This is a genomic window from Acinetobacter lwoffii (assembly GCF_024129115.1).
Classification (GTDB): Bacteria; Pseudomonadota; Gammaproteobacteria; order Pseudomonadales; family Moraxellaceae; genus Acinetobacter; species Acinetobacter lwoffii_T.
On record NZ_JAMXXO010000010.1, the window covers coordinates 90,967 to 104,190 of the forward strand.

Below are 13,224 nucleotides of genomic sequence, written 5' to 3' on the forward strand. Positions count from 1 at the left end.
AATTTCCTCGCAGGTGGGTTATTTGAGTTGTTGCCGGATATATTTACTACACAGTTCAATCGGCAGTTCTGGGTCAATTTCGCCATTTACCAAAGCACCTCTTAACCAGAATCCGTCAATCAATGCTGCCAGACCTTGAGCGGCTTTCTCTGCCTGGTCTTTATTTAACTTTTTCATGAATTCGTATTTAAGATTGGAATGTAAACGGTAATGATTGATCTGCTGTAAACGGTGTAATTCAGGTTGGTGCAAACTGCTAGCCCAGAACGCCAACCAGACTTTCATGGCCGCCTTATCCGTTTGTGGAGCAGCAAAATTACCACGTACGATCGCTAACAAGCGCTGCTCCGGTAAGTCATCAACCTGTATCTTTATCTGTGCAACAGATTTACCCAATTGCTGCAATAAGTAACGCATTGTGGCTTCAATCAAGCCATTTTTACCTTGAAAATAATGACTTATGATGCCAGTTGAGACACCTGCCCTCTGAGCAATCTGACTAATTGAAGCTTCTGCAAAACCTAGCTCATTCACTGCAGCTAAGGTGGCATCGATCAGTTGCTGGCGACGGATCGGTTGCATACCAACTTTTGGCATAAGACTAACCTGAATAACGGATATAACAATAGAAAGTCACTCTGCTAAAGCAAATAGCTGAATGATGTAACAATTCATAAACGCTTTTTTAATTGAACGTTCAATTAATAAAAATTATAGTGCCAGCTCACCCTTGATGTACAGCGCAGTTTGTTTTGGATTTGCAAAAGTTTGTAATTCACGAAAACAAGGAAGCTTTACCGCAGGCTTTTGCTTTTAAATCACACTGCACTGTAGATCATCCGGCAACAACACGATGGTCATGGATTTATGCAAAAGAAAAAAGAAGAGATGCAAGATGGTCTGAATAAAGTAGTTTTTTATTTTTCGGCGACGCTTATTCTGCTGTTTTCTATCATCACCATTTTATTTAATGAACAAGCCAATCAAGTCATTATCAATATCTTAAACTGGGTTAGTCGTACCTTTAGCTGGTATTATCTGCTGGCGGCAACGCTGTATCTGGTTTTTATCGTCTTTATCGCCTGTTCCCGTTATGGCGAGATTAAACTCGGCCCTAAACATTCCAAACCAGAATTTAGCCTGCTGAGTTGGTCGGCGATGCTATTTTCTGCCGGGATCGGGATTGACCTGATGTTTTTCTCGGTGGCGGAACCGCTTTCCCACTATATGAATCCACCTGTGGGCGAAGGTGAAACTTTTGAAGCTGCGCGCCAGTCCATGGTGTGGACCCTGTTTCACTACGGTTTAACTGGCTGGAGTATGTATGCGCTGATTGGGGTCGCGCTAGGTTATTTCAGCTATCGCTACAATTTACCGCTCACCATTCGATCAGCACTCTATCCTATTTTTGGAAAAAGAATTAATGGTCCAATTGGCCATACTGTGGATACGGCTGCAGTACTCGGCACGATTTTCGGGATTGCCACGACCTGCGGTATTGGCGTTGTACAATTAAATTATGGCCTGCATGTGCTTTTTGATGTACCAGAAAATATCTGGATTCAAACTGCACTCATCACCGTTGCTGTGATTATTACTATTATTTCAGTCACTGCGGGTGTCAATAAAGGCATCCGGATCCTGTCTGAAATTAATATCTATGTATCAATTGGGCTGTTGCTATTCATTCTGTTTGTAGGAAATACCGAGTTTTTATTAGCCGCCTTGATCCAGAATTTTGGTGACTATATCAGCCAGTTCCCGAAGCTTTCTTTAAGCAGTTTTCCTTTTGAACAACCGAAAGAGTGGATGAATAGTTGGACCCTATTCTTCTGGGCATGGTGGATCGCTTGGTCACCTTTTGTCGGTTTGTTCCTGGCTCGTATTTCGCGTGGTCGTACCATTCGCGAATTTGTCACGGGCACTTTGGTTATTCCTCTGTTATTTACCCTGACATGGTTGTCTATTTTCGGTAACAGTGCTTTATACAACGTGATTTTTGATGGTAATACTCAACTTGCTACGACAGTTTTAGAAAATCCGGCACATGGTTTTTATGATCTCTTGGCGCAGTATCCAGGCTTTATGTTTACTGCAGGTGTCGCCACTATTACCGGCTTGCTGTTCTATGTGACCTCAGCGGATTCAGGGGCATTGGTATTGGGAAATTTCACGACCAAATTCACTAATATTGAGCATGATTCACCGCGCTGGCTCAGTGTGTTCTGGGCCATTGCCATCGGTTTGCTGACTTTGGCAATGCTCATGGCGAATGGCGTGACAGCATTACAGAACACCACAATTATTATGGGTCTGCCTTTTAGTTTCGTCATTTTCTTTGTGATGGCGGGACTCTATAAGTCCTTGCGTCTGGAGGATTTTCGTCAGGCAAGCACCAGCCTGAATGCGGCACCTGTGGTCGGTAATGTGGATATTTTGAACTGGAAGAAGCGTCTGAGCCGGGTCATGCTGCATCCAAGCCTGTCCCAGACGCGGACCATGCTGGACAATGTTTGCAAACCAGCCATTGAGGCCGTTGCAACCGAGTTAATTGACAAAGGTATTCAAGTCAATATTCAGGAAAAATCGCTGGAGGAAGAACCTGAACTGTATCATCTGGATCTGACCATTCAGCTCGATGAAGAAGAAAACTTTGTCTACGAAATATGGCCGGTACGCTATGACACGCCAAATTTCAGTTCACGTGGTAAACGAACCAAACGTTATTACTATCGTCTGGAAAGTTATCTGTTTGAAGGCTCTCAGGGAAACGATCTGGTCGGTTACAGTAAGGAACAGGTGATCAATGACATCCTGGATAAATATGAACGCCATATGATGTATCTACATATTAACCGTATTAGCCCAGGTAAACGTCCGCTGTTCCCGGATCGTGAAATCTAGGATCTCTCAACTACGTAAGGACTCAATAATGTCAGAAAGTTTGAATGCCTTTGCCCTGTTTTTCTCCCTGCTCAATCCATTTTTGATGAGTATTTACATGCTCGGAATTATCCGTAATTCCGATGCAAAAGTATTCAACATGGCATTGATTCAAGGCAGTCTGATCAGCTTTATTGTGTTCATCATTTTTGCAAAAACCGGTGAAGCCTTCTTTAATGAAGTCTTGCATGTACGGTTTGAGTCCTTCCAGATTTTTGGCGGTATTATCTTTTTGGTGATCGGCTATCGTTATGTCTTTGAAGGTGCTGATACGATTGGCGTGATGCGTGGAGCGCCCAGTCATCTGGCGGGCACGATTGCCATGCCGTTTATGATCGGTCCGGGTACCATTTCGGCATCTGTGATCACCGGCATACAGCTCAGTTTAATGCAAACCATTCTGGTGATTTTTTCTACGCTGTTTCTGACTTGTAGCCTGCTGATCCTGATGAAATATCTGCATGATCATTTACAGCATAAATATTCCAACTATATTGACCTGTATGTCGATATTGTCGGTCGTGTTGCAGCGCTTCTGATTGGTACCATTGCCATCGATATGATTGTGACAGGCGTTAGCGGAATTTTAGAAACCTGATCAATCATTTTATTGGGTAAATAAAAAGAGCGGGAAATAGCCCGCTCTTTTTTTAATTTTTAAATAATTAAAATTTAAATGACACACCGGCATAAGTAGAAAAACCTTCACCTGGCGAAGATCGCGCTACATCAGCACCTTGATCATTTAGCCCAGGAATCACGACCGCAGCATATTTCTCATCGGTGATATTTTTAAAGTTGATCCAGGTTTTCCATGATTGATGTTCTGGTGCATAACCCACGTCAATGCCCCAGATCTGATAGTCGTCACTGAATTGGCTATTAGCATAATCATGCGCCATTTTAGATGCATATTCGGTATTCAGACCAATATAGAGGCCATTATTCAAAGCATAACTCAGTTGAGCCTGATACAGATGTTTAGGGATTCCTGGCAACTGGTTCTTGCCAAACAATGAATCATTTTTATACTGAAAATCGCTAAGGGTATAAGCCTGTTGCAGACGCAGTTCGCCATATTCGGATTCATGCAATGGCGTATCCAGACTTAGCTCTACCCCTTGATGAATCGTTGGTGTCGCATTTGCTTCTACACTAATTCTTTCCTCTGAAGTAGTAGAATCAGAATCATTCCCGTAATTTTTAATCATTTCAGAAGACAATAGCTCCTTTTTAATCTTGGAATAATAGTAGCTCAGTGCCCAGTCTCCAAAACCTGATTGTCCACGCCCCCCCAGTTCAAAACTATTGGCGGTTTGCGTATCCAAATAGATTGGCGCACGTACTCGATTTGATGCAGCTCCACTGTCTTTAGAATAGTAATAAGGTGAAGACCAAGCCATTGCCCAAGGATGTGCCGGTTCAATACTCCGGCTTAAATTGGCAAACCATTGCACAGAGTCATTTGGCTGATAGGTCAATCCAACTCGTGGTGCAAAATTCCATTCATAACGACTGACTTTAGGATCTACATCAGGACCTAAATCTGGGTCGGGAATAATATTTGCATAAGTCACTTCACTTTCCCGATGGGTATACACAGCTGCCAATCCCAGATCTAATTTGAACTGATCATTTAATGTAGTTTCCTGATTAAATTGCAGCACGTTGTCTGAACCACGATAGGTATAACGGCGGGTAACTGTGTCTGCCGGATACGTTTGATTACCAATTTCTGTATTAAATCTTAAAGTTTCAGTAACCCCACTGTCCGGGCGGTGTGTGGTAGTGCGCAAGGCAATACGCCCCTGATGCTCCAGACCTAGAAACTGATAAGGCCTTTCATACTGGAAGCGCGCTGTAATATCTTCATAATCGACATTAGTACGATAACTGCTTTCACGTAAATCCAGCGGATAATGATGATAAGCCAGACTGCCGGTCAGTTTAGCATCATCCTGTAAATTCCAGGTCGTGGTATTGGCCAGCCAAGTACTGCCCGGCTGAATCCGTTTGGCATCTACCGCTAAATTAAAGCTATTCGCTGCTTCAGGATCATTTTTGAGCTGTTCTTGTGTAATCCGTCCTGGAGTTAAATGCTTGCTCTCACGGTAACGAGCATAAAAACGGGTTTCGATATCCGGACTGATCTGATAGCCCAAATTAAAAGCCAGACCCTTACCATCGCCTTCAGCATGATCCTGAATTCCATCAAACTGGGTACTCGTCAGCGCCAGATAATAATCCATCTGATCCAGCTTTCGGCCGGTACTAAACTGATATTTTTGATAACCATGGCTGCCCATTTCATATTTGAGTTCAGAGCCATCCTGATCTGCGCCGGTCTTGGTTCTATAGTTGATTGTTCCACCTAAGGCCAGTCCGCCTTGCTTAAAGCCATTGGCTCCGCGATAAACCCCGACATGATCAATCCACCAGGGTTCTAGCAGTTCATACGCTGTACCGCCCGGCCCGGTAAATGGAATATCGTCAATCAGGACGTGCGTACCGGATGCGTGTGCACCTGAAGTCCGGTTGATTCCTGAGCCACGGATCGATATTTTTGCACCTTCATTCCCTGCAGACTGGGCATAAATTCCTGGCTGTAAACGGAACACATCGGCTGTGGTTGCAAGTCGCTGCTGTTCTAATTGCTGCTCACCAATGAAATTCGTTCCTCCTGAAACCTGAGCCAGCTCTTTCTGATATTGCTGCTGCGGATTGGCATTTTGCTCAGCGCTGATCACAATAGTATTCAGCTGTTGAACATTGTCCGGTTCTACGGCAGTTTCAGCATAAAGATGACCTGAGACAATCGACAGAATCATGAGGCTCAGCGGGCTTTTCTTGAGAGGAATTTTTGTCATGTGCATGGCGATTTTATACAGTCCTGTATAAGTGATTCCGTTTTATGAGAGGAAATCAGTTTAAAAATTATGCTGTAGCATAGATCAACATTGTTATTTTCAGGAGTTATTTTCTGCCAAAAAATTGACTGATCAGCGTATGTTTTTTCATTTTATTTAATCTTTTTATTAAAAATCAACTTGCAAGATCAAAACCACATCCTCACAAGTTCCAAGAACTTAATTTTTAAGTAACTGATATTTAATAATATGTAATTTAATTCTGCACAGATGTATTTCCACTTGGCAAAATGTGATAAGTGGAAAAATTTATAATCGACCAAACCAGTTCTTTAATTTCGAAAGTTGGCCGAAGTTGTATATTTTCTGATTTAAAGTAGACAAGATTAACCTCATCACCTTATAGAAAAATTGAAATCCTTGAGAGAAAAACAATCAATTTTTAAAAATCCTGACGATGCAGGATTTTTAAAAATAACGGACTAAATATATTTAACTATTCGCAAATTAGCTGTAATAGACCTGTCTTTTCTTGGAAAACCGATCCAGCTGTTTCAAGAAGCCTTCAAAATAATCTTTCTGCTTTTCTTCTGTGCGATAGCCGGCGTATAAAGTTCGACGTAAGCCTTCAGGCGCCACGCAGTCTAAACGGCGTGATGTCACCCAGCCTTTCTGCTCATATTCATTTATCACCCAATCGGGTAATGCACCAATCCCGCGACCACTTGCCACCAGCTGAATCAGCATTTGGGTCAAGTCGGTGGTACGAATGGCTTTTGGTAGAATATTAGCTGGAATAAACAAACGCGACATAATGTCCAAACGGTGTTTATCCACCGGATAAGTCACCAGCGTTTCTTCAGCAAGTTCCTGAACAGTAATCTCTTTCGCACGTACCAGCGGATGGGTATTGGATAAAACCAAGCGTGATTCGTATTCGAAAATCGGAAAATATTCAATGCCTTTGAGCGCAATCGGATCAGCCGTAATCAGCAGATCAAACTCTCCGGTTTGTAATAATTCATGCGGATTCGATTCAAAACCTGAAGCAAAGTCTAAGTCTACATCCGGATATTGCATCCGGTATTGATTAAGTAGCGGCATCAACCAGTCAAAACAGCTATGACATTCAGAGGAGAAAACAATTCGTCCGGTCTGACCATGCACAATACGGCTGATATCACTCTGTGCAATTTGAACTTGCGGTAATATTTCATCTGCCAGTTTTAGCAACCGCTCCCCAACATTTGAAAAGCTCACAGGGCGACTACGCCGATTGACCACTTCGACGCCAAACCATTGGTCGAGTTCACGTAGCTGATGTGACAAGGCTGATGGGGTTAAACATAAATCACTTGCTGCTGCAACCAGAGAACCATGCTCCCGCAGAGCAGTTAAAGTTCTTAAATGGCGAAGTTCTATCATGAAAAATACCGGAAATTTAAAAGACGGATGACACTTAATCTGTCTTAAGCATAACCCATTTTTCTTATTTTATTTAGTTTTTCTCATTTCAAAACCAGAATAATGAGATATATTCAACTATTAGGTTTGTAGGTTTAAATTACTATTCCCTTAATTTCATTAATTTAATTTTCTTGGTTAACTTAACCATCATTAAAATAACCCATAAAATATTGATTAAACTTACAGCAGCAACAAGATAGAAAACTAACTCAGGCATAAAAGTCACAGAATAATTTTGCTGCACTCATACAATAAAAATTAGAAAGTATTTTAGAGGATGAAAGACTATGTCGAATCCAATCGATCGAAATGATGAAGAACTCACTGAAGAACAACTTGATCCTCAAGAAAAGCAGGATCGTGAGATCCAGCGAGGTCAATTAGGCCTTCATGATCCACAGAGACAACGTGATCAGCTGCGTCAGGAAAGACAGGACGAAGAACAGAATCAATAAATTTTCAAGGATTCAAAAATACAAAAAACTCCCCATTTTTAAAAATAGATGGGGAGTTTTTTCAGTATTAAAAAAGTTAGGGACTAGTTTTTCGCATCACCACATCTTATACATCTGATCTAAACTGAACAGCTCACCTTCTTGGATGAGTGCTATTTTACTATTTCGTTTCTGTAGAGGCTTTTGCTTGTAGGGGCTGCGCTTGTATTTCTGCCGTTTTTTTCTTGGCCTGAATTTGTGCCGCTATTTCCTGATTTTTCTCAGCAAAACGCAAGCCACCATCTCCGGCGAGACTGGTTTGGCTCATCACCATGCTGCTGCTCAAGATTAAAATCAGCTTAAAAAATTGAATTTTCATTTCTCATCTGCCTTTTTATTCTAATGGTATTAAAAATAAGCAATTATTATTCCAATGTTTTTATGCTTACTTAGATTTTAACTGCACTTTCTATTTTATAGGGTGATCCTAGACAGTATCGTGGACAATCGATCCCTCTAAATTCTTGAAATATTTCTGTTCAAAGGCTTCTGGACTTAACCAGCCGTTTGCAGAATGCCTTCTGACCCGATTGTAATAAATCTCAATATAATCAAACAAGACCGCATTCGCCTCTTTTCGAGTCGAAAACACACTGCCATGTACCACATGACCGTTTAATGTATGAAAGAAGCTTTCAGTCACTGCATTATCCCAACAGTTTCCACGTCTAGACATACTCTGAGTACAATCATTTTTCAGTAACAGCGCTCTAAAATCACGACTACAGCACTGTGAGCCTTGGTCCGAATGAACCATAACACCAGTTGGATAACCCTGACGAGCCATTGCATAGTTAAACGTATCACACACCAACTGGCGGTCTATTCGATGGCTGGTTTGCCACCCCACGATACGACGGCTAAATAAATCTAGCATCACACATAAATACAACCAACCTTCTTTAGTGCGGATATAGGTAATGTCTGTTGTCCAGACTTTATTAGGCTGAGTAACTGTAAATTGGCGATCCAACAAGTTGGGTGCTGTAGGCAAACGATGGGTTGAATCAGTCGTATGCTTGTATTTACGCGCAATCCTGCTACGTAAACCAAGCTTTTTTAGCATCCTTCCAATAGTACGTTCGCTCATGTTGTAACCTAAATCATGCATGTCATGTACTAATGAAGGTGCACCCAATCGTGCATGATGCTGCCAATATACGGCTTTTAAGTCATTATATTTCTGTGCCGTATTGGCTTGACGTTTTCGCCAGGCATAATAGCCTGAAGTGCTGACACCTAGGTATTTACAGGCAGAAGATACGGTGACTTCATTCATATCTAGATCTTGAATTACCGTGTACTTTTCTTGGCATGATCTGTTAGAAAGTACACATGCGCTTTTTTTAAGATGTCATTGGCTTCCTTGAGCTGTTTGACTTCTTTCTCTAATTCCACGATCCGCTGTTGTTCTGGTGAAAGTTGACGTTTGCTTGAACCTGCCGGATTGGTTTCACGAATCCATTTATCTAATGTTGAATAACCCACACCTAATTTCTGGGCGATTGCAGCTACAGACTCGTGTGAGTTTGAAAGTGCATAATCAATCGCTTGCTGTTTAAATTCGGGACTAAAACGTTTAGCCATTTCTTGAATCTCCAAAGATTAAAGTTACGTTATCTTTAGAGGGACGTGCTGTCCATTATTTTGTCTAGGATCAGGGATAATCTTCGAAAACACAGAGTCAATCATCGTAAAAATAGAAAAATCTGCAATAAGAATAAATAGATATTTTGACTACATCTCAGCTCAAATCACATCTGATTTTTTACTTCAGTCAAAAAAAATCGTTCAACAGCTTATTTGGATTATTTTCATTGGCTAAAATATAGTGCAAACACCCAGAGCAATAACAAAAAAAGAATCGCTGTGCAGGATTTCCAGAAAGTGACTGGATGCTTTTCAAGCATAGGGCGTGAAACTGATTTTTTAAATTTGATATCTGGGTGTTTCAGATCATATATAAAGGCTGAAAGTGCTTCATAGCGCTGCTCCGGGCGAATGGAAAGCGCTTTTTTAAAGATTGCGTCCAAGCCATGTGGCAGATCCGGTCGATACTCATAGAGAGGATGATATCGAACCTGCTTTAAGGCCTTTTCGGTCTTGCAGCGCGCGAGGTCCGTCCCATAAGGCAACTGTCGGGTTAATAAATAATAACTCATCACCGCCAGCGAGAACTGATCTGATTTTACTGAGGGTGAGCGTCCAATAAAATACTCAGGTGCCATAAAGGCCAAGGTTCCCAAAGGAACATCTGCGTGTTTGGGATTCAGTTCAACCAGACCTCTGACCGCAGTCGATCCATAATCAATCAGTTTTACTTTCAAGGTATCGGCTGGTTCGAGCAGCATGACATTTTCTGGTCGTACATCCTGGTGCAGCATTTCAAGACGGTGCATGGCATTCAGTGCTTTGGCCACCTGCTCAATGATCGGGAGCAACTGCTGTAAAGTTAAAGCTGTTTTTTGACGATGCAGCCAGCGACTTAAGCTTTCCCCTTGCAAATATTCATAACTTTGAAATAAAAACTTCTTGCTGCCCTTATGCGGATAACATTGCAGCAGATTTTCATGTTTTAAGCGTTTCGATACCCAGTCTTCCAGCTGAAATTGTTCCATCGCTTGCAGGTCATCCTGCACATCGACAGACAAGGTTTTAATGACCAGCTGATTTTGTGTTGCTTCATCATGCGCCAAATAGAGGCTGCTGCGATGATTTTGGTGCAGGATTTTATCAATTCGATAACCTTCAAACAGGTCGCCATGACTCAGCTGTTGCGGAAATAAAACATGGCTCTTGATATGAAAGGATTCCTCATCAGGCAACTGTTCCACTTTAATGATTTGAATGGTGAGATTATCATCACTACCCCACTTTAAGGCCAGTTCGACTATAGACTTGGCAATGATATCCAGATGTTGTTGCTGTTGCAGCATCTCCGATATGAGCTGCATATCAATAAACTCATAGACACCATCCGTCATCAAGATAAAGAAATCATCTTCACATAATTCAAGCTGCTGATAATCGACATCGATACGATGGTCGGCACCCAGTGCACGACTTAAATAATGTTCCGTTGATGACAGGCAAACGCGGTGATCAGCCGTCAACTGTTCAATGGCTTGTGTCTGAATGCGATAAATCCGGCTATCGCCTGCATGAAAGATATGTGCCCTATTTTGTTTCAAAATCAGTGCACTAAAGGTGCAGATATAACCCCGGTCTTTATCAAAACGTCCGCGGCTTTGCTGGGTTTGTGCATACAACCAGGAATTGGTCGCACGAATGACCCGTGCTGCCGAAGTTTGGGTGCTCCATGCTTCCGAAGTCGAGTAATAATCCGATAAAAAACTGCTGACTGCAGTTTCTGCTGCAATATGACTGACATTGCTGCTGCTGATCCCGTCTGCTATTGCACAGGCAATGCCCTTACTGCTAAGCGCGTGACCTTCAGGAATATAGACCCCATGGAAATCCTGATTCTGTACTTTGATTCCAGCGGAAGAATATTGCCCGACACTGATCTTTAATTTTTTATTCATTTTAAATACTCAAAAAGGGATCGAATCGATCCCTTTAATCTCAAGGCATAAATCATCATGCTCAGATTAGAATTCTTTTTTATCGCCAGTACGTACATGCGTGGTATAGAGCGCCAGACCTGTCAGTGCCAGCCCCCCCACTAGATTCCCCAGTGCAACCGGTAATTCATTCCACAAAAAATAGTCTGTAATCGAGAAATCACCGCCCATCATCATGGCAAATGGGAACAGGAACATATTCACCACTGAATGTTCAAAGCCCATGGCGAAAAACAGCATGATTGGCATCCACATCGCGATGAATTTGCCGCTGACTGTGGTTGACATCATGGCGCCAATTACCCCGAGTGATACCATCCAGTTGCACAGCATGCCGCGGATAAAAATTGTCATCCAGCCAGCAAAACCATATTCGGCATAGCCCAAAGTCCGGTCTTCCCCAATATGGGCAATTTTCACCCCAACCGCATTCGGTTCAGCGGCGAAACCCATGGTATAGACCGCGGCCATCAACACGGCCACGGTTAAACATCCGGCAAAGTTACCTAAAAAAACCAGTCCCCAGTTTTTTAAAATACGGGCCCACGTTACCCCAGGACGTTTGTCTAACCAGGCTAATGGAGTCAATACAAATACCCCGGTCAGCAGGTCATAGCCCAAGAGATACAACATGCAGAAACCGACTGGAAATAGCAGTGCACCGATCAGTGGCACCCCTGTTTGTACCGCAATCGTCACGGCAAATACTGCTGCCAGTGCCAGAATTGCGCCTGCCATAAACGCACGAATTAAAACATCACGCGTGGCCATATGAAGTTTTGCCTCACCGGCATCGACCACTTTTTTTGCAAACTCTGCAGGAGCAAGATAAGCCATATTTTTATCCCCTTTATATAAATTACTTGCCTGTTTGCAAATAAAAAACGCCTAAGGTCTATTTCAACCCTAGGCGTCTTTGCCTTGCATTATTCAAACAGATCAATTGTGTTATGGCGCCGTTGCCATATTTAATATAGATAAAAGCAAATAGCATGCCACTTATTTTAAATGGCTAATAAAAATCCTATAAATTATTTTAAAATTTCATCCTTATAATTATATTGGCACAATCTCTGCATTATCTATAGCGGTCATTTTTTAAATATAGCTATTGGAGAAGATTATGATTAGCCATCGTCAACAAGTGACAGACATGATTATTTCAGCGAAAGTTTTAAAGTCTATCAAATGGGCAGATGTCGCTGAAACAATAGGCCTTTCTAAAGAATGGGTGACAGCCGCATGTTTGGGTCAGATGGCTTTTAATAAAGAACAGGCAGAAAAAATTGGTGAAATATTTGGATTGACTGATGAAGCCATCGCCTGGCTGCAAATCGCACCCTATAAAGGTTCTCTGCCAACTAGCGTGCCGACAGATCCGCTGATTTATCGCTGGTATGAGGTTGTCAGCGTCTATGGTATGACTATTAAAGAACTGATCCATGAAGAATTTGGTGATGGAATTATGAGTGCAATTGATTTCAATATGGATATTCAACGTGAGAATAATCCAAACGGAGATCGGGTGAACGTCGTATTATCCGGAAAGTTTTTACCTTATAAAACTTATTAATCCTCCACCATAAGCATAAAAGCCATTATTAAAATGGCTTTTATTTTATCTACACTTATTAAATTCATTTATTTTTTTAAAAATCATTATTAAAATATATATAATTTTTTCATCTCAAATTAAACATATAAACGGCTTTGTTGCACAAACCTATCTGTAAAGGCTTTTTCAGCGATATAATTTTCAAATGAAGAAGTCTACACACAAAATCTACCGCACAACCAATTGGCCCGCATATAACCGAGCACTCATGAGTCGCGGAAATATTGCCATTTGGTTTGATCCTGCTACGCAAT

The 13,224-nt window shown here is 41.8% G+C and carries 11 protein-coding genes and 1 pseudogene; 5 read left to right on the forward strand and 7 right to left on the reverse strand.

Annotation, left to right across the window (positions count from 1 at the left end):
• Positions 1–18 precede the first annotated feature (18 nt).
• On the reverse strand, positions 19–597 hold the full coding sequence (gene betI, locus NI470_RS09365; RefSeq protein ID WP_253148255.1) for a transcriptional regulator BetI: 579 nt from the start codon (positions 595–597) through the stop codon (positions 19–21).
• Positions 598–867: 270 nt separating this feature from the next.
• On the opposite strand from betI, the gene NI470_RS09370 reads away from it, so the two are divergent.
• Together NI470_RS09370 and NI470_RS09375 are read left to right on the forward strand one after the other, a co-directional pair.
• A complete protein-coding gene (locus tag NI470_RS09370) occupies positions 868–2,904 on the forward strand; it encodes a choline transporter (RefSeq protein WP_420908921.1) in 2,037 nt (678 codons plus the stop codon).
• 28 nt (positions 2,905–2,932) lie between these two features.
• Positions 2,933–3,541: a MarC family protein gene (locus tag NI470_RS09375; protein ID WP_253148256.1), complete on the forward strand. Its 609-nt coding sequence runs from the start codon at positions 2,933–2,935 to the stop codon at positions 3,539–3,541.
• Between the two features lie 67 nt (positions 3,542–3,608).
• Here NI470_RS09375 and NI470_RS09380 read toward each other — a convergent pair whose 3' ends face one another.
• Positions 3,609–5,816 carry a TonB-dependent receptor family protein gene (locus NI470_RS09380; RefSeq protein WP_253148257.1) on the reverse strand — a complete coding sequence of 736 codons (2,208 nt, stop codon included), beginning with the start codon at positions 5,814–5,816 and terminating at the stop codon, positions 3,609–3,611.
• A 501-nt stretch (positions 5,817–6,317) separates the two neighbouring features.
• The gene (locus NI470_RS09385; RefSeq protein WP_253148258.1) at positions 6,318–7,235 is read right to left on the reverse strand and encodes a LysR family transcriptional regulator; all 918 of its coding nucleotides are present in this window, start codon (positions 7,233–7,235) and stop codon (positions 6,318–6,320) included.
• Between the two features lie 329 nt (positions 7,236–7,564).
• On the opposite strand from NI470_RS09385, the gene NI470_RS09390 reads away from it, so the two are divergent.
• A complete protein-coding gene (locus NI470_RS09390) occupies positions 7,565–7,732 on the forward strand; it encodes a hypothetical protein (protein ID WP_216986039.1) in 168 nt (55 codons plus the stop codon).
• A gap of 160 nt (positions 7,733–7,892) precedes the next feature.
• Here the strand turns inward: NI470_RS09390 and NI470_RS09395 are convergent, their stop codons facing one another.
• From NI470_RS09395 to NI470_RS09410, 4 genes are all read right to left on the reverse strand, one after another.
• Positions 7,893–8,090 (reverse strand): hypothetical protein, encoded by a 198-nt coding sequence (locus NI470_RS09395; protein ID WP_253148259.1) that lies wholly within the window; start codon positions 8,088–8,090, stop codon positions 7,893–7,895.
• Between the two features lie 108 nt (positions 8,091–8,198).
• Positions 8,199–9,358, reverse strand: a protein-coding gene (locus NI470_RS09400) for an IS3 family transposase (RefSeq protein ID WP_253148260.1) whose coding sequence is annotated in 2 segments (ribosomal slippage) — positions 8,199–9,124 and positions 9,124–9,358 — 1,161 coding nt in all. Because the reading frame shifts where the segments join, the coding sequence is not laid out codon by codon here.
• Positions 9,359–9,585: 227 nt separating this feature from the next.
• Positions 9,586–11,316 carry a bifunctional protein-serine/threonine kinase/phosphatase gene (locus NI470_RS09405; RefSeq protein WP_253148261.1) on the reverse strand — a complete coding sequence of 577 codons (1,731 nt, stop codon included), beginning with the start codon at positions 11,314–11,316 and terminating at the stop codon, positions 9,586–9,588.
• 66 nt (positions 11,317–11,382) lie between these two features.
• Positions 11,383–12,192 carry a formate/nitrite transporter family protein gene (locus tag NI470_RS09410; RefSeq protein ID WP_004280337.1) on the reverse strand — a complete coding sequence of 270 codons (810 nt, stop codon included), beginning with the start codon at positions 12,190–12,192 and terminating at the stop codon, positions 11,383–11,385.
• A gap of 286 nt (positions 12,193–12,478) precedes the next feature.
• Between NI470_RS09410 and cynS the strand changes: the two genes are divergently transcribed.
• Both cynS and NI470_RS09420 read left to right on the forward strand, forming a co-directional pair.
• Positions 12,479–12,928, forward strand: a complete 450-nt coding sequence (cynS, locus tag NI470_RS09415; protein ID WP_253148262.1) for a cyanase — start codon at positions 12,479–12,481, stop codon at positions 12,926–12,928.
• Positions 12,929–13,115: 187 nt separating this feature from the next.
• A pseudogene (locus tag NI470_RS09420) lies at positions 13,116–13,224 on the forward strand (IS5/IS1182 family transposase); the annotation flags it as partial.

Bases quoted from the DNA above. Each gene is read 5' to 3' on its own strand.
- betI (WP_253148255.1), bottom strand. From the start codon at position 597: ATGCCAAAAGTTGGTATGCAACCGATCCGTCGCCAGCAACTGATCGAT.
- NI470_RS09370 (WP_420908921.1), top strand. From the start codon at position 868: ATGCAAAAGAAAAAAGAAGAGATGCAAGATGGTCTGAATAAAGTAGTT.
- NI470_RS09375 (WP_253148256.1), top strand. From the start codon at position 2,933: ATGTCAGAAAGTTTGAATGCCTTTGCCCTGTTTTTCTCCCTGCTCAAT.
- NI470_RS09380 (WP_253148257.1), bottom strand. From the start codon at position 5,816: ATGCACATGACAAAAATTCCTCTCAAGAAAAGCCCGCTGAGCCTCATG.
- NI470_RS09385 (WP_253148258.1), bottom strand. From the start codon at position 7,235: ATGATAGAACTTCGCCATTTAAGAACTTTAACTGCTCTGCGGGAGCAT.
- NI470_RS09390 (WP_216986039.1), top strand. From the start codon at position 7,565: ATGTCGAATCCAATCGATCGAAATGATGAAGAACTCACTGAAGAACAA.
- NI470_RS09395 (WP_253148259.1), bottom strand. From the start codon at position 8,090: ATGAAAATTCAATTTTTTAAGCTGATTTTAATCTTGAGCAGCAGCATG.
- NI470_RS09405 (WP_253148261.1), bottom strand. From the start codon at position 11,316: ATGAATAAAAAATTAAAGATCAGTGTCGGGCAATATTCTTCCGCTGGA.
- NI470_RS09410 (WP_004280337.1), bottom strand. From the start codon at position 12,192: ATGGCTTATCTTGCTCCTGCAGAGTTTGCAAAAAAAGTGGTCGATGCC.
- cynS (WP_253148262.1), top strand. From the start codon at position 12,479: ATGATTAGCCATCGTCAACAAGTGACAGACATGATTATTTCAGCGAAA.